The following is a 21,161-nucleotide window of genomic DNA, read 5'->3' on the forward strand; positions in this document are numbered from 1 at the left end:
TTACTTCACGACTCACTTCACGACGGTCGACCAGTCGGGCGACTGCGCCGGGTCCAGGCCGCGCAGCCGCTGGAGCGTCCCGGGCTTCTGCGCGTCGAGCCAGTCGGCCAGCTCCCTGAAGGACACGCACTTGACGTCCTTCTTCGTGCACACGTCCCTGATGACCCGGTCGACGGCCCGCATGTAGATGCCGCCGTTCCAGTCCTCGAAGTGGTTGCCGATGAACAGCGGGGCGCGGCTGCCGTAGTACACGCGGTTGAAGCCGGACATGTAGGAGGCGACGGTCTCCTGTTCCCACTCGGGGTACTTCGCCGGGTCGCCCTCGGTCTGGCCCTCGGACTGGTTGTAGAGGAAGTTGAAGTCCATCGAGAGGCCCTGGTACTTGCCGCCCTCGTACGGGAGCATCTGCAGCGGGAAGTCCCAGATGCCGTTCTTCTTGACGGGCCATATCTGGAAGTCGCCCGCGGAGCTGGCGTCGTAGCGCCACTTGTAGTTCTCGGCGGCCTTCAGCAGGTTCTTCTGGCCCTCCAGGCAGGGGGCGCGGCCGCCGGTGACCTCCTTCCTGATGTCGAACGGCAGCGGGTCCACGTCCTGGAAGCCGGTGTTGGTCTTCCACTTCTCGACGAAGCCGTAGAACTGGTCGATCTCGCTCTTCCACTCCGCGACGCTCCAGTCGCCGCCGCCCTTGTCGCCGCAGAAGTGGCCGTTGAAGTGGGTGCCGATCTCGTTCCCGCCCTGCCACGCCTTGCCGAGCTGCTCCAGCGTGGTGCGGATGTGCTCGTCGGTGGCGAAGCTGATCGCCGCCGAGCCCTTCGCGTGCTGGGGCGGGGAGTAGAGGCTCTTCTTGCTCTTGGGCACCAGGTAGATGCCGGTGAGGAAGAAGGTCATGTGGGCGTCGTACTCCGCGGCCAGCTCCCGGTAGTGCGAGAAGAGCCCGTCGTCGCCCTGGAGCGCGCCGTCCCAGGAGAAGACCACGAACTGGGGCGGCTTCTCGCCCGGTTTGAGCGGCACCGGCTTCAACTGCCCCTTCTGCGGGCCGGTGTAGGAGGTGGAGCCGTCCCCCAGGACCTTCGTCCTGCCGTCCCACGGGGGTTCCCGGTCCGGTTGGGCGGAGGGCCCCGTGCGGGTCCCGGAGGCGGCGGTCGGGGTGGTGGTGTCCGAGCGGTTCAGGGCCAGATAGCCCGCGACCAGGGACGCGACGACGAGCAGGGCCGCCAGGGTCAGTATCCCGGGGGGTGTGGCGCGGCGGGGTGCGCGAGGTCGACGGCGGCGGCCGGACGGCTGCTTCATGCGCGGCTCATTCTGCGAGGGGGGTGGGGGGTGTTGCGGTGGTGCCGGGCGCGGGGGTCAGCCGATGCCCCGGGCACCGGACCAGATGCGGTACGGGACGCTGTCACCGGGAGAGCCCGCGATCCCGTCCAGCGGCAGTGGTTCGAGGCTCTTGGTGAGGTCGATGCGATAGGCCACGACGGCCGTCGACACGGAGTCGGCCGTACCGACGTACCAGGCCGCGGTGTCGTCCTGCGAGGTGCCGGCCTTCCCGGCCACCGTGGCGGTGGCGCCCGCCCCGGGTCGGGCGGTGCGGAAGGCGTCCGTGAGGGCGGACTGGACCGCCTCGGCCACCCCCGCCCCGACCGCACGGCGGGAGGCGGGCTTCGCCAGCGTGGCCTCGGAGCCGTTGCGGGTGATCCGGGCCACCGAGTACGGCTCGACGTGCGTGCCGGCGGCGGCGAACGTGGCGTAGCCGCTCGCCATGCGGATCGCGCTGGGCGTGGCGCTGCCCAGGGACATCGCGGGCACCTGCGGGCCGAAGCTGGAGGAGAGCAGGCCTGCCCGCTGGGCGGTCGCCCGCACCTCGTCCAGGCCGGTGTCCATGCCGAGCTGCATGAACGGCGTGTTCACCGACAGGGCGAGCGCCCGGCTCAGACTGATCCGCCCGTAGGACTTCCCGCCGTCGTTGCGGGAGGTGACCTTCTTGCCGCCGCGATCCCAGTAGGGGCCCTCGGGTGTCGTGACGGCGATGCCGTCGTCCCCGTCGTACAGCGTCTGCGGGGTGACCTCGGCCACGGCGCCGTCACGGGTCTTGCGCACCCCGTTCTCCAGGGCGGCGGCGTAGACGAACGGCAGGAAGGCCGAACCGGCGGGCACGGTGGTCGCGTTCGACTCGTTGTAGCCCTGTGTGCGGTGGTCGGGGCCGCCGTGGACGGCGAGGATCCGCCCGTCGGTGGCCACCGAAGCGGCGCCGAAGTGCAGGGCCTTGGCCTTGGCCGCGTCGTCCTTCCGTGCCTGCTTGCGGGCTCTGTCCACGGCGCCGGTGAGCGCGGTCTCCTGCTTGCGGTCGAAGGTCGTGTAGATCTGGTAGCCGCCGAGGTCGAACTCCTTGGCCGAGAGGTGCGCGGCCTTCTTCGCGTACTGGGCGGCCAGTTCCACGAGGTAGTCGCTCTGCTTGCCGGTGTCGAACCCGGGCGCCCGCTTCAGCGGCTCGGGGAACTCCTTGTACTCGGCCCGCTCGGACCTCGACAGCGTGCCGACCTCGACCATGCGGTCGAGGGTCCAGGACCAGCGCTCCACCGCCCGGGCGTGGTTGGCCTCGCTCAGGGCCGGGTCGTAGAGCCCCGCCCCCTTGAGGAGGGAGGCGAGGAAGGCGGCCTCGCCTGCGTCGAGTTCGCCGACGTCCTTGCCGTAGTAGGCCTGGGCGGCGCGCTGGATGCCGTAGGTGCCCCGGCCGAACCAGCTGGTGTTGAGGTAGCCCTCGAGGATGTCGTCCTTGCTCATCCCGTTGTCGAGCTTGAGGGCGAGCATGGCCTCGGTGAACTTGCGGCCGACGGAGCGGTCCTGGTTGAGATAGACGTTCTTGACGTACTGCTGGGTGATGGTGGAGCCGCCCTGGGTGTCTCCCTGGCCGACGGTGCGCCACAGGGCGCGGGTGAGGCCGCTGAGGGAGATGCCGGGGTCGCTGTAGAAGCTCGCGTTCTCCGCCGCGAGCACCGCGTCGCGGACGTCCTCGGGTATGTCCTTCAGCGGCATCGCCTGCCGCCGCACCCAGCCGGTGCGTGCCATGGGTGTCCCGTCGGACCAGTAGTAGACGTTGTCCTGCTGGGTGGCGTACGAGTTGAGGTTCTCCGGGATGTCGGTGGCGGCATAGGCGACTCCCAGGAAGCCGACGGCCAGGCCGGTGAGGGTCAGCGCGGCACCGAGCCACTGCCGCCAGGAGGGTGCCCAGCGACGCCAGCCGGTGCGGTCGGCGTGCGGGAAGCGGGGCCGGACGCGGGCCAGCGGGGCCAGCAGGGGGCCCACGGCAGCACGGAGACGGGACAGGGGGGTGCGCCGGGGGGCCCGGCGCCGACGGCGCGGCCCGCCGGATCCGCTCCCGCCGGATCCGCTCCCACCCGATTCCGAATTTCCCGACCGGCGCGCATATTGCGCATTCTCCACATTTAAGGAAGCGGGAGCCTTCAATTGCATGGTCTCTTCCGGTTCCCACCCAGCCCTGGTCACGGCTGCGTCACCCTCCCCGCTTACTGTGGTGCTCGCGGGAAAGTTACCAGCGGCCTTTACAACTCCTCCACACCGGTACGGCAGAAATGATCGATTAATCTGGTCCCATGCCTCGCTACGAGTACCGCTGCCGGACCTGCGGCGACACCTTCGAACTGAGCCGCCCCATGGCGGAGTCCTCCGATCCCGCCGCGTGCCCCTCGGGCCACGACGACACGGTGAAGCTCCTCTCCACGGTCGCGGTGGCCGGCTCGGCCTCCGCCCCGGCGCCGGCCCCCCGCGCGGGCGGTGGCGGTGGCGGTTGCTGCGGTGGGGGCTGCTGCGGCTGACCCCGGCGACGCCCCGGACCGTGAGCTTCCTCAGGAAACCTTCAGGTCCGGTTTTCTAGCGTGGTCGGCATGACAGCCATCGCAGCCGCCGCGGACGCCGGACCGCAGTGGGTCAACGACCTCATGGACGCGCTGGGCGCACCGGGTGCCGGTCTCGCCATCGCCCTGGAGAACCTGTTCCCGCCGCTGCCCAGCGAGGTGATCCTGCCCCTCGCCGGGTTCGCCGCGAGCAGCGGACGGATGAGCCTGCTCGCCGTCCTGCTGTGGACGACGGCCGGCTCGGTGATCGGCGCGCTCGCGTTGTACGGGGTCGGTGCGCTGCTCGGCCGTGACCGGACGGTGGCGATCGCGGCCCGGCTGCCGCTGGTGAAGGTCTCGGACATCGAGAAGACGGAGGCCTGGTTCCTGAAGCACGGCACCAAGGCCGTGTTCTTCGGCCGGATGATCCCGATCTTCCGCAGCCTGATCTCCGTACCGGCGGGCGTCGAGCGCATGCGGCTGCCGGTGTTCCTGGGCCTGACCACGCTCGGCAGCGCGATCTGGAACACGGTGTTCGTCCTCGCGGGCTACTTCCTCGGCGCGAACTGGCACCAGGTCACGGACATCGTCTCCACCTACTCCAAGGTGGTCCTCGCCATGGCGGCGCTGGCGGTGGTGGTCTTCGCCGGAGCACGGCTCCTACGACGCCCCAAGGGAACACGCCCTCAAGGGGCGCGGGGAACTGCGCGAACGGCCACGACGGCGCCGCACCCGCACCACGACCAGGACACCCGAGTCCTCAGGCGCCCCGTACCGCCTCCAGAAACTCCCGCAGGATCCGCTCCCCGGCAAGGACGCCCCGGTCGGGAAGCACCCTGATCGACGGCGCCGTGAAGCCGGTGTCGGCCAGCTCCCCGTGCCCGGGCCGCCAGCCCTGGTCCGCCGCGAGGAGCAGGTCAGCGTCGAGCAGGGAGTCCCCCGCGGCGAGGGTGAGATCGGCGCCCGTCCGCCGGGCGACCTCACGCAGCGCCGCGCTCTTGGTGAGCGGCTTGGGCACCGCGTAGATCTTGCGGCCCTGGAGGGAGACGGTCCAGCCGCGGTTCTCGGCCCACACCGCGAGTTCCTTCACCCAGTCCTCGTCGAGCAGTTCCCGCTCGACGACGAGGTAGGCGAAGAGGTCGTCGGCGACGCGGTGCTTGCGCACCCAGACCGGGTCGGCGGCCCTCAGCAGGTGTTCCTGCACCTCGGCGAGGGGCGCGCACTGGTCGGCCAGCCGTGCGGTCACCTGGGCGTGCCAGTCGGGGTCGGAGACCCCGTCCACCAGCAGGTGGCCGCCGTTGGCACAGATCGCGTACGTGGGCTCGGGGCCCGGCAGGTTGATGCGCTGGTACTGCTTGCGCGTCCGGGTCGTCGTCGGCACGAACACGGCCGCGTCGCCCAGCTCGGTGAGGAGCCGGGCCGCCGTCTCCGTCATGTACGACAGCGGCTTGCTCTCGTGCACCTCCACGCACAGCAGCCGCGGCGCCCGGGCGTCCGGCATGGTCAGCGCCAGGGCGGCGGCGGAGTAGATCAGGGTGCGATCGAGGTCGCTGGCGACGAGTGCGGGCATCAGACCGACACCGCCTTGCCGTCGGCGCCGGTCGCGCCCCGGGTGTACTTGGGGTGGATCAACCCGACGCAGGTGTAGGGCAGTTCGGCGGCCTCCTCGACGGGCACGCCGCGTTGCTCGGCCAGCAGGCGTACATGGTCGAGGTCGCTGCCCGCTCCGGCACGGGCCAGGATCTTCCAGGGCACGCGGCGCAGCAGCACCCGGGTGGTCTCGCCGACACCGGGCTTGACGAGGTTCACGTCGTGGATGCCGTACTCCTCACAGATGCGTTCGACGGCGGCCCAGCCCTCCCAGGTGGGCGAGCGGTCGGCGGCGAGCAGTTCCTTGGCCTGGGCGCAGGCGGCGTCCTCGACCTCGGGGAAGCGGTCGGACACGGCGTCCAGGAAGGCCACCGAGACGTCGGTGCCGGCGAGTTCGCGGTAGAACTTCGCGCCGTGGAAGTCGTGCGGACCGACCAGGTCCGCCCGCAGCACGGTCCGCGAGATCAGGCCGGACACGGTGGAGTTGAGGCAGGCGGAGGGGATGAGAAAGTCCTCGCGGGTGCCGTAGGTCCGTACACAGGAGCCCGGGTCGGCCAGGACCGCGATCTCGGGGCTGAAGCCGGTGATGCCGTCGGACTTCTCGAACTCCTCCAGGGCCTGGGCGAGTTCGCGGGTGATCGCGCCCTTGCCGGTCCAGCCGTCGACGAAGACGACGTCCCGCGGGTCGTGGTGCGCGGCGAGCCAGCGCAGCGCGTTGGCGTCGATGCCGCGTCCCCGGACGATCGAGACGGCGTAGTGCGGCAGGTCGAGGCCGTGGCGGTGCTGCGCCCAGCGGCGCATGAGGATGCCGACGGGGGTGCCCGCGCGGGCCAGGGAGACCAGGACGGGACGGGGACCCCGTTCGGCGAGGACCGTCTCCGTGACCACGCCGGTCGCCTGGGCGATACGGGCCGCCGAGTCGTCCAGCGCGGCGTGGAACAGCTCCTGGTACCGCTCGCTCGGCTGGTACTCCACGGGCAGCGACTCCGCGTAGTGCGCGCCGCCGCTCTGGATGGCCTCCTCGCGCTCCTCGGTCGGCGCTTCCAGTGTCACGTCCGAGAGGTCCCGGAGCAGCCAGCCGACCTCCTCGGGCGCGTACGAGGAGAACGCGGGGCCGCGCAGGGGCTCGGGCAGCATGGAGGGCCTTTCGGGGACGTACGACGGTATGACGGCGAGCAGGACGCACGGCGTGTGCGCGGCGAGCCGGGCCGGCAGACCGTCCGGCGCGTGCAGCGCGGGGGTGTCCCCGGCCGAGTCGACCACCACGACGACGGCGTCGAAGCCCGCGCCCGCGACGTTGTAGGCGTACCGCTCGCCCGGCCCGTCGGCGGGGTCGTCGTGGGCGGGGAAGGCGAGGCGGGTGCGTATCGCGTAGCCGGGGTCGTCGACGGCCAGGACGGGTGAGCGGGTGGTGGTCGAGTAACGGACCTCGACGCCGGCGGTCCGCTCCAGCTCGCAGGCGAGCCTCAGCGGGGCGTACATCAGCTCCTCGAAGCCGAGGATGTGCACGCGGCGCGCGTCTGCGGGCAGCGCGTCGGCGATCCTGGCCGCCATGCCGGGCAGGGCGGCCTCCAGCTCTTCCCGATGGGCCGGGGTGAACCCGTGCCGGGCGCCGTCCGGCAGGTTGGCGGGCCAGTGCAGGTCTATGCGGTTGCCGGCCGAGTGCCGGCCGGTGGGGGCCGGTCGCGCAGTTCCCCGCGCCCCTAGGGGGGTGACCTCCTGGTCGGCTTCGACGGCGACGCCGTTGTTTGGGGGCGCGGGGAACTGCGCGACCGGCCACGACGGCGCCGCAGCCGCAGCACGACCTTCCGCCCCGCTCTCGGACTCGTACCGCGCCACCAGCTCCTGCCCCTTCTCCAGCACCCCCTCGGGCAGCCGCACAGTCCCCGAAGCCGCAGCCACCAAGTCCACCCGCGCCCCGATCTCGCGCGCGAACGCCTCCAGCCGCCCCGCGTCATCCGCCGACCGCATGTCCACCAGCGCCACCACGACGTACCTCCGCCGCGGATACCGCTCATGAAGATCCCGCACGGTGTTCAGCACCGTGTTCCCCGTGGAGAACTCGTCGTCGACCAGGACCAGCGGCCCGTCCCCGGCCAGCAGCGCGGGGTCCTGCGGCAGGAGCAGATGCGAGGTCGCGTGCGAGTGGGCCTCCTCGAAGCCGCCGGCCGCCGCGATACCGGCGACGGGGCGGCGCGTGGAGTGCAGGTAGGGGGCGAGGCCCAGCCCGTCGGCGACGGAGTGGCCGAGGCCGGTCGCGGTCTCCGCGTAGCCGAGCACGACCGCCCGGCCCGCCTCCTCGTCGCCCAGCAGCTCCCGCACCCGGCGGCCGAGCTCGACGCCCTGGCCGTAGACGACGGACGGCGACTGCGGCACATGCTTGCCCAGCACGTTCGACACCAGCAGATGGGCCCGCTTGGGGTTGCGCCGCAGCGCCAGCCCCAGCAGCTCGGTCAGCCGGTCCTCGCCGACGAGCTCGACGCCGAGCCGCTCCGCGACCCAGCTGCCGGACCAGACGCCGCCGGGTTCTTCGCGCACCTCGCCGTGCACCCCCTCGTTCACTGCCTTCTCCACCAACCGTTCGAATTCTTCGGATGCCGTGCGTTCAGCCGGGCAGGCCGGCGGCGAGCAGTTCCACGAAGCCGATGTCCTCGTTGGCCACGCCGAAAACCTCGGCGCGCAGCAGGGTCCGCTCGGCCCAGGCCCGATGCGGCTTCACCTCGTTCATCTTGTTCGTGTACGCCGATCGAAGCACACCCCCGCCGCCGCGCTCGGGGCGCAGGATGTCCTGGGCGTCCGAGAACTCCTCGTGACTGACGACCGACAGGGCGTGCACCGGAAGCACGTGGGAGGGGTGGATGCAGGTCTTGCCCAGCAGGCCGTTGGCGTGGTCCAGGGAGATCTCCCTGAGCAGGCCGTCCATGGCGTGCTCAATCAGCTTCTCGCGCAGTTCCGCGGCCTGCACCTCAAGGAAGGGGCTCTGCCGCAGCAGCGGCTTGAACATGCGCTCCTGGACGCGGAAGTACTCCCACACCGGCCCGGTCACGGTGAAGCCGGTCCCGTCGGCGCGGCCCAGCATGTTCACCACGTCGGCGATCACGGAGGCGACGATCTGCACGTCGTACGCCGTCATGTCGGGGCCTCTGCGCAGCCCGTAGGAGGAGCAGAAGTCCGTCACGCCGAGGCGCAGGGCGAGCACGCGGTCGCGGTACTTGTCGACGGCCCGGGAGATGCCCTCCAGGGTCTCGACGCGGGACTCGCGGTAGAGCAGCTCCGGCGACTCCAGCACCGGCATGGCGAAAAGGCGACGGCCGCTTTCGGCCTCGGTGGTCGCCATCGCCTCCAGGAAGGGGATGCCGCGCTCCTCGGTGAACTTCGGCAGTACGAATCCGGAGAGCAGCCGGGCGGACGGGCCGAGCCGTCGTACGAGGTCGGGGATCTGCTCGGGGGCGCGGACCCGGATGAACAGCAGGGGCAGGTCCGCGTCCGGGAGACCGGCGAGCGCCTCGAACTGGCGGACGAGGTTCTCCTCGCCCGGGCCGACGTCCGCGTCGTCGATCGAGTCCTCCAGGCACAGCACCATCGAGACGACGCCGCGTCCGGCCTGCTTGAGGACGTCGTCGGCGAGGCGGGGCCGGGTGGCCGGACTGTAGAGCGTGGCGCCCAGGGCCGCCGCGAGCAGCCGGGCCGGGGAGCCCGGCGTGAACACACACGGCTCGCGGTGGAAGAGACGCTTCCGCACCTCAGGCGCGATGTGCCCGAAATGACGCATGGAACTCCCCCGTGGTTGTCGTGCGGCCTGCGAATCGTCGAAAGGTGGCCGGTAATAGTACGTAGAAGTCCATGTCAGAGGTTCCCGTCAGGCATGAATTTCAGGTAACGCGGGCAAGCACAGCCAGGCCCGGCCATGACGACGGTAGTCCGCGTCGGCCGTCGGCGCCGCTCGTGGCGCCCGGCCCCCGCGTTGTCGTGAGCAGGACCGAGAAGGCAGGATGACCGCATGACGCACGCGATGCTGAAGGGGTCGAACGTCCCGCTGGAAGCCACCACGGTGCGCGCCGTGCTGCGCTGGACACCCGGACAGGGGGTTCCGGACGTCGATGCCTCCGCGCTGCTCCTCGGCCCCGACGGTCGTGTGCGCTCCGACGAGGACTTCGTCTTCTACAACCAGCCCCGGCACCCCTCGGGGAAGGTGTGGCGGCTCGGCAAGAAGCGGGCCGCCGAGGGCCTGACCGACACGATCCAGACAGAGCTCACCGGTGTCGAGTCGGGAGTCAGCCGGATTCTGCTGGTCGCCTCGGCGGACGGCGTCTCCTTCGACCGCGTACAGGCGCTGCGCATTCTGCTGTACGACGCGGCGGGCACCGAGGCGGAAGCGCTGGCGTACTTCGACGTCAAGCCGGAGACGGGCGAGGAGACCGCGCTGATCTGCGGCGAGCTGTACCGGCGCGGCGAAGGCTGGAAGTTCCGGGCCCTGGGCGAGGGCTATTCGAACGGGTTGCAGGGGCTCGCGACCGACTACGGCATCTCGGTGGACGAGTCGGAGGCGGTGGAGGAGCCGACCACGACGGTCCCCGCACCCCCCACCACGGCCGGTCCCACGCAGTCGCCCTCCCCCGAGGTGTCCCGGCCGCTGCCTCCGGAGCAGCCGACCGCCGTCCCCGCGCAGCCCGCGTACGGGTATCCGCCCCAGCAGCCCGCGACGACCCAGCCGGCGTACGGCTACCCGCAGCCCGCGAGCCAGCCCGCCTACGGCTACCCCCAGGCGCCGGCCGCGGCGGGCGTCACGGGGGCGCAGAGCGGCTACGGCTACCCGCCGCCGCTCACCGCGGCCCCCGACCCGGACTTCCGCCTGCCCCCGCAGGGCCCGCAGTTCATCGGACGCTGAGCAGGCCCGGAACCGGGCAGCCCGCACCCGCCAGGGCCCTCAGCGCTCGACCTTCGTCTTGTAGCCCCGGCCCCACTGCAGGCCCCACCCGTACAGGCGGTCCAGCTCGGCCTGGAACCCGTAGACGAACTTCGCCTCGCGGCGCACGATGATCTCGTCGTTCTTGATCTTCTCGATCATGACGACGGCGCAGGAGCGCGCCTGCGGCTGGCGTTCGTCGAGGTGGATCTCGATGCGCGGACCGCTGCTCGGGTAGAGGGTGACGCTGGCGTGGGTGCGGTCAAAGGCGGGTGTCTGGTCGTAGATGTAGACGAAGACCAGGAGCCGCTTGATGTTCTCGCGGTGGTCGAGGTTGATGTACATCGTCTCGCCGGACCCGGAGCCGAACCGGTCGTCGCCGCTGAGCTTGACGTACGGCGGGGCGTTGACGTCGCCGAAGTAGCCGCCGAGGGGCTGGACGACGCCCTTGGTGCCGTCCTGGAGCTCGTAGAGGCAGCCCAGGTCGAGGTCGACGTTGACCATGCTCTGGCTGTGGCCGACGACCTCCGGTGGCTTGAGGGCCCGGAAGGGGTGCCGCAGCAGGCTCTCGCGCTGCGGGCCGCCGATGTCGGACGTGCGCATCCGCCAGCTCAGGTTGACGCGCAGATGGCCGTTGGCCGCGTCCTGCTTGGTGAGTGATATCTGTGCGCGCCGCTTGGTCAGCTCGATCGCGTTCGTCGCCGCGTGGCCCGAGTCGAACTGCACATCGCGCCCGCGCCGAAGTCCGTCGAACAGGCCCATTCCGCCCCCCACCTCACTTGGAGACCGCAGGTCATCGCATTGCCCACGGCCTTGACGACCGACGGGGCGGCGCCGAGGACTCGCCTCGGCAGCCGCCCCGCACAGAGCGTTCCTCACCCGGAGGGGTGTCACACCCCGGACGAGACCTCAGTCTTCTCGTCCGAGCCGGCTTTTCCCTCGGCGGCCGCGATGGCGCGGTTGCGGCGGACGGAGGACCAGAACGAGGCGCCGATCAGGACGACGCCGATGGAGCCGGTGATGAACTCGTTGATCTCGTACTGGATGGTGACGAGGAGGACCATGGCGAGGGCGCCGATGGCGTAGTGCGCGCCGTGCTCCAGGTAGACGTAGTCGTCGAGGGTGCCCTCGCGGACCAGGTAGACCGTGAGCGACCGGACGTACATGGCGCCGATGCCGAGGCCGAGGGCCATCAGGACGATGTCGTTGGTGATGGCGAAGGCGCCGATCACGCCGTCGAAGGAGAAGGACGCGTCCAGGACCTCGAGGTAGAGGAACATGAAGAACGCGGCCTTGCCGGCCAGCTTGACCGCCGACTTGGGCTTGCCCTCGCGGGCGGCCTTCTCCTCGGCCTCGTGCTCGCGCTCCTCCTCCTCTTCGAGCTTGTCCTCGAAGTAGCCGGAGAGGCCGCCGACGATCATGTAGGTGATCAGACCCGCGACACCGGAGAGCAGGACGGTCTCCGCCTTGTCGGCGTGGGTGCCGCCGTGCTGGTGGGCGTTGGCGCCGAAGGTGATCGAGGAGATCAGCAGGACGATCAGGGCGATGCAGACCGACAGCATGTCGACCTTGCCCAGCTTGGCCAGCGGGCGCTCCAGCCAGCCGAGCCACTTGATGTCCCGGTCCTCGAAGATGAAGTCCAGGAAGATCATCAGCAGGAACATGCCACCGAAGGCGGCGATCGACGGGTGGGCGTCGGTGACGTACTGCTGGTACTGGTCCTTGTCGGTGAGAGCGAGGTCGACGGCCTCGATCGGCCCGAGCTGGGCGCTGAGCGCGACGATCACGACGGGGAAGACCAGTCGCATACCGAAGACGGCGATCAGGATGCCGATAGTGAGGAAGATCTTCTGCCAGAAGGCATTCATCTTCTTCAGGATCCCGGCGTTGACCACCGCGTTGTCGAAGGACAGCGAGATCTCGAGGACGGACAGGATCGCTACGACGCCGAACGCGGTCCACCCTCCGTAGAGAACCGCCGCGACCAGGCCGAGCGCGGTGACCGCGAACGACCACCCGAAGGTTTTCAGAACCACTGGCTACCCAATCGTGTGTGTACGGGGCTCCCCCGCGCCGTACCCGGCTTTACGAACTTTTGAAGCCGAAGTCTAGTCCGGCCCCCTCCATACCCCACCGGGCCCCGGATTTTGCTCATATCGCGTTATGAGACGTTGACTCCGAAGTCCAGCGCGATCCCCCGCAGCCCCGACGCGTACCCCTGCCCCACCGCCCTGAACTTCCATTCGCCCTGGTAGCGATAGACCTCACCGAAGATCATCGCGGTCTCCGTGGAGGCGTCCTCGCTCAGGTCGTAGCGGGCGAGCTCCTGGCCGTCCGCCTGGTTCACGACGCGGATGAAGGCGTTGCTGACCTGGCCGAAGGTCTGGCCGCGCTCGTCGGCCATGTGGATGGAGACGGGGAACACGATCTTGTCGCACTGCGGAGGCACCTTGGAGAGGTCGATCAGGAGCGACTCGTCGTCGCCGTCGCCCTCACCGGTGAGGTTGTCACCGGTGTGCTCCACCGAACCGTCCGGGCTCTTGAGCTGGTTGTAGAACACGAACCACTCGTCCCCGAGCACGCGCCCGCCACTGCACATCAGGGCGCTGGCGTCGAGGTCGAAGGGGGCTCCGGTGGTGGAGCGCGCGTCCCAGCCGAGCCCGATCATCACCTGCGTGAGATCCGGTGCGGCTTTGGACAGGGAGACATTGCCTCCCTTGGCGAGCGTGACGCCCATGATTCCCTCCCCTGTGGTCTTCCTCAGGTGGTCCTGCGCGTCCGGCGCCGCACGTAAACCGTGCGGCGCCGGATGGTGTGACCTTGGGCCCTCAGGGCCTGCCGGTCGCGGCTCAGACGTTCACGCCGAAGTCCTGCGCGATGCCGCGCAGGCCCGAGGCGTAGCCCTGGCCGATGGCGCGGAACTTCCACTCCGCGCCGTGCCGGTACAGCTCACCGAAGACCATGGCGGTCTCGGTGGAGGCGTCCTCGCTCAGGTCGTACCGGGCGATCTCGGTGCCGCCGGCCTGGTTCACGACGCGGATGAACGCGTTGCGCACCTGGCCGAAGGACTGCTGGCGGGTCTCGGCGTCGTAGATCGAGACCGGGAAGACGATCTTCTCCACGTCGGCCGGAACGGTGGCGAGGTCGACCTTGATCTGCTCGTCGTCGCCCTCGCCCTCACCGGTGAGGTTGTCGCCGGTGTGCTCGACCGAGCCGTCCGGGGTCTTGAGGTTGTTGAAGAAGATGAAGTGCTGGTCGTTGCCGACCTTGCCGGAGTTGTTCAGCAGCAGCGCACTGGCGTCCAGGTCGAAGTCGGTGCCGGTCGTGGTGCGGATGTCCCACCCCAGACCGATGATGACCGCGGTCAGGCCCGGCGCCTCCTTGCTAAGCGATACGTTGCCGCCCTTGCTGAGGCTGACTCCCACGAGTCCTCCATTGGTGTTCTGGGGCAGGATGCCCCGTTGTGCTCGGATGTCGGATCAACGAGTCGATCCTAGTGACGGGTTCCCGCCCCACCCAGGCCCTGAAGCCGGGATTTCGGCGGGTGTCGGGCACATGACGCCCGACCGGCGTCACAGGGAGTCGAGCGCCTTCACGTAGTCGTTCAGGTCGCGCGCGTCCGGCAGGCCGTTGACGACGGTCCACCGCACGACGCCCTCCTTGTCGATGACGAAGGTGCCGCGTACGGCGCAGCCCTTGTCCTCGTCGAAGACGCCGTAGGCCCGCGAGACGTTGCCGTGCGGCCAGAAGTCCGACAGCAGCGGGTACTCCAGACCCTCCTGCTCGGCGAAGACGCGCAGGGTGTGGATGGAGTCGTTGGAGACGGCGAGCAGCTGGGTGTCGCGGTCGGAGAACTGCGGCAGGTTGTCACGCAGCTCGCACAGCTCGCCGGTGCACACACCGGTGAAGGCGAAGGGGTAGAAGAGCAGCACGACGTTCTTCTCGCCGCGGAAGTCGGACAGCTTCACGCTCGCGCCGTGGTTGTCCTTGAGCTCGAAGTCGGGGGCCTTCTCGCCGGCCTGGATCGCCATCGTGGTGGGTGTCCCTTCGTGCGGCTTCTCGGGTGGGGACCACCCTACGCAGGCACCGGGGCAGGCCGATGGGCGGGCCGACGGCTGTCGGCCCGCCCCGTCCAACGACTAACGCTTGGACTTGGCGGCCTTCGGCGTGGCCAGCCGGCTGCCGCTCCAGTCCTTTCCGACGCTGACGCTCTTGGACGCCGTCAGACCCGCCGTGGTGGCGGCCTCCGAGATGTCGCTCGGCTCCACATAGCCCGAACGGCCGGTCTTCGGCGTGAGGAGCAGGATCGCGCCGCCCTCTTCGATGTACGTGGTGGCATCGACCAGCGAGTCCGTCAGGTCGCCGTCGTCGTCACGGAACCACAGCACAACGGCGTCGGCCACGTCGTCGTAGTCCTCGTCCACCAGGTCGCTCTCCACAATGCCTTCGATGGCCTCGCGGAGTTCCTGGTCCACGTCGTCGTCGTAGCCGATCTCCTGGACCACCTGCCCGGGCTGGAACCCCAGCCTGGCGGCAGGGTTCGTCCGCTCCTCCGCGTGGTCCGCGGTCGCGCTCACGGGTTGCCTCCTGATCATGTTTTGGGAATGTCTCAGCCACGCGCGTGCGCGAAGCATTGGCCGTAGTCCACACGGGCGGGGCGGATCGCGCAAGTACCCGGCCGTTCAGACCGCCGAAACGGTGACGATCCTGGCCGTGTCACCGCAACTCCAGGCACACCATCACGGTCCGAGGTGACGTACACCACACCTTTCTGCCCTGTTTGGGCGTTTGGGAATCGTCTGTGGGTACGAGACTCGAATGTATTCACCCCATACGTCACAGAGCCGAGCTCCCGCTCGGGTTACCGCTCGGTAGAGATGACGTTTACGGCCCCGAGGTAGACCATGGGTGGCGGCGCAGCCCAGCGACATCGCCCAGCGACTCCAGCGAAGCAGCGGCCCCCGCACGGCCCTCCGACAGGTAAGGAACAGCGTGGCTTCCGCATCCGATCGCAACCCGATCATCATTGGCGGCCTTCCGAGTCAGGTTCCTGACTTCGACCCCGAAGAGACGCAGGAGTGGCTCGACTCCCTCGACGCCGCTGTCGACGAGCGGGGCCGTGAGCGTGCCCGCTACCTGATGCTGCGGCTGATCGAGCGGGCCCGCGAGAAGCGCGTGGCCGTGCCGGAGATGCGCAGCACGGACTATGTCAACACCATCCCGACCAAGAGCGAGCCGTTCTTCCCGGGCAACGAGGAGATCGAGCGGAAGATCCTCAACGCGACCCGCTGGAACGCGGCCGTGATGGTGTCCAGGGCCCAGCGCCCCGGTATCGGCGTCGGCGGCCACATCGCCACGTTCGCGTCCTCCGCGTCCCTCTACGACGTCGGCTTCAACCACTTCTTCCGCGGCAAGGACGAGGGCGACGGCGGCGACCAGGTCTTCTTCCAGGGCCACGCCTCGCCGGGCATCTACGCCCGCGCCTTCATGCTGGACCGGCTCAGCGAGGAGAACCTGGACGGCTTCCGCCAGGAGAAGTCCAAGGCGCCCCACGGTCTGTCGTCGTACCCGCACCCGCGTCTGATGCCGGACTTCTGGGAGTTTCCGACGGTGTCGATGGGCCTCGGCCCGATCGGCGCGATCTACCAGGCGCGGATGAACCGCTACATGCACGCGCGCGGGATCGCCGACACCTCCAAGTCGCGCGTGTGGGCGTTCCTCGGCGACGGCGAGATGGACGAGCCGGAGTCGCTGGGCCAGCTCACGCTCGCCGCCCGCGAGGGCCTGGACAACCTGACCTTCGTCGTGAACTGCAACCTCCAGCGGCTCGACGGCCCGGTGCGCGGCAACGGCAAGGTCATCCAGGAGCTGGAGTCGGTCTTCCGCGGCGCCGGCTGGAACGTGATCAAGCTGGTCTGGGACCGCAGCTGGGACCCGCTGCTCGCCCAGGACCGCGACGGCGTGCTGGTCAACAAGATGAACACCACGCCCGACGGACAGTTCCAGACGTACGCCACGGAGACCGGCGCGTACATCCGCGACCACTTCTTCGGTGACGACCACCGGCTGCGGGCGATGGTCGAGGGCATGACCGACGACCAGGTCCTGCACCTGGGGCGCGGCGGTCACGACCATAAGAAGATCTTCGCGGCGTACAAGGCGGCGGCCGAGCACAAGGGCCAGCCGACGGTGATCCTCGCCAAGACGATCAAGGGCTGGACGCTGGGCCCGAACTTCGAGGGCCGCAACGCCACGCACCAGATGAAGAAGCTCACGGTCGACGACCTCAAGCGCTTCCGCGACCGCCTGCACCTGCCGATCCCGGACCGGGAGCTGGAGTCCGGCGCTCCGCCGTACTACCACCCGGGCCGGGACTCGGAGGAGATCCAGTACATGCACGACCGCCGCAAGGGACTCGGCGGTTACGTCCCGACGCGTGTCGTGCGGTCCAAGCCCCTGGCTCTCCCCGAGGACAAGACGTACGCGACCGTGAAGAAGGGCTCGGGCCAGCAGTCCATCGCGACGACGATGGCCTTTGTCCGGCTCCTCAAGGACCTCATGCGGGACAAGGAGATCGGCAAGCGGTTCGTGCTGATCGCGCCGGACGAGTACCGCACCTTCGGAATGGACTCGTTCTTCCCGAGTGCGAAGATCTACAACCCGCTCGGCCAGCAGTACGAGTCCGTCGACCGCGATCTGCTGCTCGCCTACAAGGAGTCGCCGAACGGCCAGATGCTGCACGACGGCATCTCGGAGGCGGGCTGCACGGCCTCGCTGATCGCGGCCGGCTCGGCCTACGCCACGCACGGCGAGCCGCTGATCCCGGTCTATGTCTTCTACTCGATGTTCGGTTTCCAGCGCACCGGTGATCAGTTCTGGCAGATGGCCGACCAGCTGGCGCGCGGTTTCGTACTGGGCGCGACCGCGGGCCGTACGACCCTGACCGGTGAGGGCCTCCAGCACGCCGACGGCCACTCCCAGCTGCTGGCCTCCACGAACCCCGGCTGTGTGGCGTACGACCCGGCGTTCGGCTTCGAGATCGCCCACATCGTGCAGGACGGCCTGCGCCGGATGTACGGCGGCTCCGAGGAGCACCCGCACGGCGAGGACGTCTTCTACTACCTGACCGTCTACAACGAGCCGATCCAGCACCCGGCCGAGCCGGCGAACGTGGACGTCGAGGGCATCCTCAAGGGCGTCTACCGCTTCAGCGAGGGCACGCAGGGCTCCATCCCGGCGCAGATCATGGCGTCCGGTGTCGCGGTGCCGTGGGCGGTCGAGGCGCAGAAGATCCTGGCCGAGGAGTGGAACGTCAAGGCCGACGTCTGGTCGGCGACCTCCTGGAACGAGCTGCGGCGCGAGGCCGTGGACTGCGAGCGGCACAATCTGCTGCACCCCGAGGAGGAGCAGCGGGTGCCGTATGTGACCCGGAAGCTGGCCGACGCGCAGGGGCCGGTCGTGGCCGTGTCCGACTGGATGCGAGCGGTTCCGGACCAGATCGCGCGCTGGGTGCCGCAGACGTACCAGTCGCTGGGCGCGGACGGCTTCGGCTTCGCCGACACCCGTGGCGCGGCCCGCCGCTTCTTCCACATCGACGCGCAGTCGATCGTGGTGGGGGTGCTGACCGAGCTGGCCCGTACGGGCAAGGTCGACCGGTCGGTGCTCAAGCAGGCCATCGACCGGTACCAGCTGCTCGATGTGGCGGCGGCCGACCCGGGGGCCGCGGGCGGCGACGCATAACACGCTGAACCCTGTCAAGGGGTGGTGCGCATCACGGGCACACCGTGGGCACACCACCCCTTCACGTTTCCTACGATGCGGCCATGCAGCAGCAGTCGGCCCAACTCCGTTGGGAACAGCACACTCAGCGGCCCCTCTTCGGACTGGCCCTGGCCTTCGCCGTCGCCTACGCCGTGCCGATCGTCCGGCCGGACGCGAGCCGGGACGTGGTGGAGCTGTGCACCGCGGTGGAGTGGGTGGTGTGGGGCGCCTTCGCGCTCGACTACGTGATCCGGCTGGGGCTCGCGGAGCAGCGGCTGAGGTTCGTACGGACGCACTGGCTCGACCTGGGCGCGGTGTTGCTGCCGGTGATTCAGCCGCTGCGGTTGCTGCGGCTGGTGTCGACGCTGCTGCTGGTCGGGCAGCGGGCGCGGATGGCCTCGCAGATACGGCTGACCACGTATGTCGGCGGGGCCGTGGTCGGGTTGCTGATGTTCGGGTCCCTTGCGGTGCTGTCGGTGGAGCGGGACTCGCCGGACGGGAACATCAGGACGCTGGGTGACGCGGTGTGGTGGTCCTTCACGACGATGACGACCGTCGGGTACGGGGATCACGCACCGACCACCGGTCTGGGGCGGATGCTGGCGGTGGGGTTGATGCTCTCCGGGATCGCGCTGCTGGGTGTGGTGACGGCGAACATCGCGGCGTGGTTCATAGCGCGGTTCGAGAAGGACGACGTCGAGGAGCGGCGGCAGACGGAGGCGATACGGGAGCTGACGGAGGAGGTGCGGGCGCTGCGGGGGGAGTTGGCGGCGCTCAAGGGGACGCCGGTGGACTAGGACGGAACACAAAGGTGGGCCCCCGGCTGAACCGCCAGGGGCCCTTCCCTTGTTCACTTCGTCCGGGTCAGAGCATGCCCATGCCCGGTGTGGTCGCTCCTGACAGCCAGATGATGGCCAGGAGCGTGTCGATGGCGCCCAGGACCAGTGCCACCACGGCCGTGGCCGGGCGGGAGCCCGACCAGGTGCGGCCCATGGCGAGCCAGCCGCAGACGATCGCCGCGGGGCCGAGGATGATCCCCAGCACGAAGAATCCGGCGACCGCGCAGATGACTCCGATGATTCCGAGCGTCGCGCGATCCGTCCCGGCCCGTGACCACGTCCGGCCACGTGAGCGGGGGTGCCTGCGCGTACCGTGTCCGAAGCTCGCCATCATCAACTCCCGTAAACCCTCGGTCGGTTGGGGTTTGGTGCGGGTACGACATGGCGAGTTCCCACGCTGCGAGGCTCAAACCCGCTGCCTGCGCGCTGCCCCCCTCCGGCAGCGCGCCGCAGCGACCGTCCCCCATGCCCTGCGGAGGACTTGACCCACTGTGACCTGCGATGCCCGCCGGAGGGGAGGGGTCAGCGGTCTTGTTCACCCTGATAGGCGAACACCCCGTCAGGGGCCGTCAGATGTGCGCCGCTCCCGCGCCGGCCTCCGCGTTCTCACCGCGCTTGGTGAGGAACGCCACCAGCACCGCGACCACTGCGACCCCGGCGGCCACGAGGGACGCCGCGCTCATGCCGGAGATGAACGTGTCGTGCGCGACGCCCGTGATCTTCGCGGCGATCGCGTCCGGCGTGCCCGGCGCCAGCGGCGGGACACCGACCTGGACCGCCTCGGACGCCTGGTGTTCCTGCTCCGGCGTCAGCGGAGGGAGCCCCGCCTTCTCCCAGTTGCCCGCGAGGTCGCTGTTGACCTTGGAGGCCATCACCGCACCCAGCACGGCCGTACCGAGGCTGCCGCCGATCTGCATGGCGGCCTGCTGAAGACCGCCCGCCACGCCCGAGAGCTCCATCGGGGCGTTGCCGACGATGACCTCCGTGGCACCGACCATGACCGGCGCGAGGCCGAAGCCCAGCATGGCGAACCAGAGCGACATGACGCCGCTGCCGGTGTCCGTCTCCAGGGTCGACATCCCGTACATGGCGATCGCGGTGAACGCCATACCGCCGGCGAGCGGGACACGGGGACCGAACTTGGTGATCATCGCGCCGGCGAGCGGCGAGCCGACGATCATCATGCCGGTGAGCGGCAGCAGGTGCAGCCCCGCGTCGATCGGGCTCATCCCGTGCACGTTCTGGAGGTAGAACGTCACGAAGAACAGGCCGCCCATGAAGGCGATGGCCATCAGGACCATCAGCACGACACCCGCGGACAGGGCCACCGAACGGAACAGCGCGAGCGGGATCAGCGGCTCCCTCACCTTCGTCTCCCAGAAGGCGAAGAGCACGAAGCACAGCACGGAAGCACCGAGGAACGACAGCGTCTTGACGTCGCCCCAGCCCCACTCGGACGGCGGGGCCTTGATGAGCGCCCACACCAGGCAGAACACGGCCGTCGACAGCAGGGCGATGCCCAGGATGTCGAAGGAGCGCGGGGCGTTCTCGGCGCGGTGGTCGAGCAGGATCACCACACCGAGGACGACGGCGAGGACGCCGACCGGCACGTTGATGAAGAACACCGACTGCCAGTTGACGTGCTCGACGAGCACACCGCCGAGGATCGGGCCGCCCGCGGTGGACGCGCCGATGACCATGCCCCAGATGCCGATCGCCATGTTCAGCTTCTCGGCCGGGAAGGAGGCCCGCAGCAGGCCGAGCGCGGCCGGCATCAGCAGCGCGCCGAACAGGCCCTGGAGGACGCGGAAGACGACGACGAACGCGATGCTGTCGGACAGGCCGATCGCGCCCGAGGCGGCGGCGAAGCCGACGACGCCGATGAGGAAGGTCTGCCGGTGGCCGAAGCGGTCGCCGAGCTTGCCCGCGGTGATCAGGGAGACCGCGAGGGCGAGGAAGTATCCGTTGGTGATCCACTGGACCTCGGCGAAGGTGGCGCCGAGGTCCTTCTGTATGGCCGGGTTGGCTATGGCCACGATGGTGCCGTCGAGGGCCACCATCATGACCCCCACAGCGACGGTGATGAGGGTGAGCCAGGGGTGTCCCCGCAGCCCCTTGCCCGGCGTCGCGTCCGACGGCGCCGCCGGCGGCTTGCCCCCCGACCCCGTCTTGTCGATGGTGGTCTGACTAGTCATGCGCCGAGGCTAATGACAGCCACTG

Annotated in this window: 18 protein-coding genes; 5 read left to right on the forward strand and 13 right to left on the reverse strand. The window is 69.6% G+C overall.

Translation table 11 applies throughout. The annotated features are described in order from the left end of the window. Window positions 1–12 precede the first annotated feature (12 nt). Together ACIBK5_RS15090 and ACIBK5_RS15095 are read right to left on the reverse strand one after the other, a co-directional pair. Complete coding sequence (locus ACIBK5_RS15090) at window positions 13–1,290, reverse strand: hypothetical protein (protein WP_399019656.1); 1,278 nt, start codon at window positions 1,288–1,290, stop codon at window positions 13–15. 57 nt (window positions 1,291–1,347) lie between these two features. Next, window positions 1,348–3,465, reverse strand: a complete 2,118-nt coding sequence (locus ACIBK5_RS15095; RefSeq protein WP_399019658.1) for a transglycosylase domain-containing protein — start codon at window positions 3,463–3,465, stop codon at window positions 1,348–1,350. A gap of 140 nt (window positions 3,466–3,605) precedes the next feature. On the opposite strand from ACIBK5_RS15095, the gene ACIBK5_RS15100 reads away from it, so the two are divergent. Together ACIBK5_RS15100 and ACIBK5_RS15105 are read left to right on the forward strand one after the other, a co-directional pair. Beyond that, on the forward strand, window positions 3,606–3,827 hold the full coding sequence (locus tag ACIBK5_RS15100; protein ID WP_399019660.1) for a zinc ribbon domain-containing protein: 222 nt from the start codon (window positions 3,606–3,608) through the stop codon (window positions 3,825–3,827). A 69-nt stretch (window positions 3,828–3,896) separates the two neighbouring features. Then, complete coding sequence (locus ACIBK5_RS15105; protein WP_399019662.1) at window positions 3,897–4,685, forward strand: DedA family protein; 789 nt, start codon at window positions 3,897–3,899, stop codon at window positions 4,683–4,685. Here ACIBK5_RS15105 and ACIBK5_RS15110 read toward each other — a convergent pair. From ACIBK5_RS15110 to ACIBK5_RS15120, 3 genes are read right to left on the reverse strand one after another with little or no spacing between them, the layout of a single operon-like run. Further along, window positions 4,606–5,415, reverse strand: coding sequence for an HAD family hydrolase (locus ACIBK5_RS15110; RefSeq protein WP_399019664.1), 810 nt, complete (start codon window positions 5,413–5,415; stop codon window positions 4,606–4,608). The two genes, ACIBK5_RS15105 and ACIBK5_RS15110, sit on opposite strands and share 80 nt — an antisense overlap. Then, window positions 5,415–8,009 carry a phosphoribosyltransferase gene (locus ACIBK5_RS15115; RefSeq protein WP_399019666.1) on the reverse strand — a complete coding sequence of 865 codons (2,595 nt, stop codon included), beginning with the start codon at window positions 8,007–8,009 and terminating at the stop codon, window positions 5,415–5,417. The genes ACIBK5_RS15110 and ACIBK5_RS15115 overlap by 1 nt, the downstream gene beginning before the upstream one ends. 31 nt (window positions 8,010–8,040) lie before the next feature. Then, complete coding sequence (locus ACIBK5_RS15120) at window positions 8,041–9,207, reverse strand: HpcH/HpaI aldolase/citrate lyase family protein (protein ID WP_399019668.1); 1,167 nt, start codon at window positions 9,205–9,207, stop codon at window positions 8,041–8,043. A 228-nt stretch (window positions 9,208–9,435) separates the two neighbouring features. On the opposite strand from ACIBK5_RS15120, the gene ACIBK5_RS15125 reads away from it, so the two are divergent. Next, a complete protein-coding gene (locus ACIBK5_RS15125; protein WP_399019670.1) occupies window positions 9,436–10,323 on the forward strand; it encodes a TerD family protein in 888 nt (295 codons plus the stop codon). A 39-nt stretch (window positions 10,324–10,362) separates the two neighbouring features. On the opposite strand, the gene ACIBK5_RS15130 is transcribed toward ACIBK5_RS15125, so the two are convergent. From ACIBK5_RS15130 to ACIBK5_RS15155, 6 genes are all read right to left on the reverse strand, one after another. Next, the gene (locus ACIBK5_RS15130) at window positions 10,363–11,103 is read right to left on the reverse strand and encodes a Tellurium resistance (protein ID WP_399019672.1); all 741 of its coding nucleotides are present in this window, start codon (window positions 11,101–11,103) and stop codon (window positions 10,363–10,365) included. Window positions 11,104–11,231: 128 nt separating this feature from the next. After that, window positions 11,232–12,377: a DUF475 domain-containing protein gene (locus ACIBK5_RS15135; RefSeq protein ID WP_399019674.1), complete on the reverse strand. Its 1,146-nt coding sequence runs from the start codon at window positions 12,375–12,377 to the stop codon at window positions 11,232–11,234. A 125-nt stretch (window positions 12,378–12,502) separates the two neighbouring features. Beyond that, window positions 12,503–13,078 carry a TerD family protein gene (locus tag ACIBK5_RS15140; RefSeq protein WP_399019676.1) on the reverse strand — a complete coding sequence of 192 codons (576 nt, stop codon included), beginning with the start codon at window positions 13,076–13,078 and terminating at the stop codon, window positions 12,503–12,505. A gap of 112 nt (window positions 13,079–13,190) precedes the next feature. Further along, complete coding sequence (locus ACIBK5_RS15145; RefSeq protein ID WP_184592174.1) at window positions 13,191–13,766, reverse strand: TerD family protein; 576 nt, start codon at window positions 13,764–13,766, stop codon at window positions 13,191–13,193. 147 nt (window positions 13,767–13,913) lie between these two features. Next, a complete protein-coding gene (locus tag ACIBK5_RS15150) occupies window positions 13,914–14,372 on the reverse strand; it encodes a peroxiredoxin (RefSeq protein WP_399019679.1) in 459 nt (152 codons plus the stop codon). Window positions 14,373–14,480: 108 nt separating this feature from the next. Next, entirely contained in the window at window positions 14,481–14,918 is a 438-nt protein-coding gene (locus tag ACIBK5_RS15155) for a DUF3052 domain-containing protein (RefSeq protein WP_039932421.1), read from the reverse strand. 415 nt (window positions 14,919–15,333) lie between these two features. Here ACIBK5_RS15155 and aceE point away from each other — a divergent pair, with 415 nt between their 5' ends. Both aceE and ACIBK5_RS15165 read left to right on the forward strand, forming a co-directional pair. Next, window positions 15,334–18,081, forward strand: coding sequence for a pyruvate dehydrogenase (acetyl-transferring), homodimeric type (gene aceE / locus ACIBK5_RS15160; protein ID WP_399019681.1), 2,748 nt, complete (start codon window positions 15,334–15,336; stop codon window positions 18,079–18,081). Window positions 18,082–18,164: 83 nt separating this feature from the next. Then, window positions 18,165–18,899, forward strand: coding sequence for a potassium channel family protein (locus tag ACIBK5_RS15165; protein ID WP_399019683.1), 735 nt, complete (start codon window positions 18,165–18,167; stop codon window positions 18,897–18,899). 67 nt (window positions 18,900–18,966) lie between these two features. Here ACIBK5_RS15165 and ACIBK5_RS15170 read toward each other — a convergent pair whose 3' ends face one another. Continuing rightward, on the reverse strand, window positions 18,967–19,275 hold the full coding sequence (locus ACIBK5_RS15170) for a small hydrophobic protein (protein WP_399019685.1): 309 nt from the start codon (window positions 19,273–19,275) through the stop codon (window positions 18,967–18,969). A gap of 235 nt (window positions 19,276–19,510) precedes the next feature. Continuing rightward, complete coding sequence (locus ACIBK5_RS15175; protein ID WP_399019687.1) at window positions 19,511–21,136, reverse strand: MFS transporter; 1,626 nt, start codon at window positions 21,134–21,136, stop codon at window positions 19,511–19,513. Between the last annotated feature and the right edge of the window lie 25 nt (window positions 21,137–21,161).

Source organism: Streptomyces sp. NPDC050546, from assembly GCF_044457425.1.
Taxonomy (GTDB): Bacteria; Actinomycetota; Actinomycetes; order Streptomycetales; family Streptomycetaceae; genus Streptomyces.

Excerpts from the sequence above, each read along its gene's own strand:
- ACIBK5_RS15140 (WP_399019676.1), bottom strand. The coding sequence starts at position 13,078 with ATGGGCGTCACGCTCGCCAAGGGAGGCAATGTCTCCCTGTCCAAAGCC.
- ACIBK5_RS15120 (WP_399019668.1), bottom strand. The coding sequence starts at position 9,207 with ATGCGTCATTTCGGGCACATCGCGCCTGAGGTGCGGAAGCGTCTCTTC.
- ACIBK5_RS15125 (WP_399019670.1), top strand. The coding sequence starts at position 9,436 with ATGACGCACGCGATGCTGAAGGGGTCGAACGTCCCGCTGGAAGCCACC.
- ACIBK5_RS15130 (WP_399019672.1), bottom strand. The coding sequence starts at position 11,103 with ATGGGCCTGTTCGACGGACTTCGGCGCGGGCGCGATGTGCAGTTCGAC.
- ACIBK5_RS15105 (WP_399019662.1), top strand. The coding sequence starts at position 3,897 with ATGACAGCCATCGCAGCCGCCGCGGACGCCGGACCGCAGTGGGTCAAC.
- ACIBK5_RS15090 (WP_399019656.1), bottom strand. The coding sequence starts at position 1,290 with ATGAAGCAGCCGTCCGGCCGCCGCCGTCGACCTCGCGCACCCCGCCGC.
- ACIBK5_RS15095 (WP_399019658.1), bottom strand. The coding sequence starts at position 3,465 with ATGCAATTGAAGGCTCCCGCTTCCTTAAATGTGGAGAATGCGCAATAT.
- ACIBK5_RS15150 (WP_399019679.1), bottom strand. The coding sequence starts at position 14,372 with ATGGCGATCCAGGCCGGCGAGAAGGCCCCCGACTTCGAGCTCAAGGAC.
- ACIBK5_RS15165 (WP_399019683.1), top strand. The coding sequence starts at position 18,165 with ATGCAGCAGCAGTCGGCCCAACTCCGTTGGGAACAGCACACTCAGCGG.
- ACIBK5_RS15170 (WP_399019685.1), bottom strand. The coding sequence starts at position 19,275 with ATGATGGCGAGCTTCGGACACGGTACGCGCAGGCACCCCCGCTCACGT.
- ACIBK5_RS15175 (WP_399019687.1), bottom strand. The coding sequence starts at position 21,136 with ATGACTAGTCAGACCACCATCGACAAGACGGGGTCGGGGGGCAAGCCG.
- ACIBK5_RS15110 (WP_399019664.1), bottom strand. The coding sequence starts at position 5,415 with ATGCCCGCACTCGTCGCCAGCGACCTCGATCGCACCCTGATCTACTCC.
- ACIBK5_RS15100 (WP_399019660.1), top strand. The coding sequence starts at position 3,606 with ATGCCTCGCTACGAGTACCGCTGCCGGACCTGCGGCGACACCTTCGAA.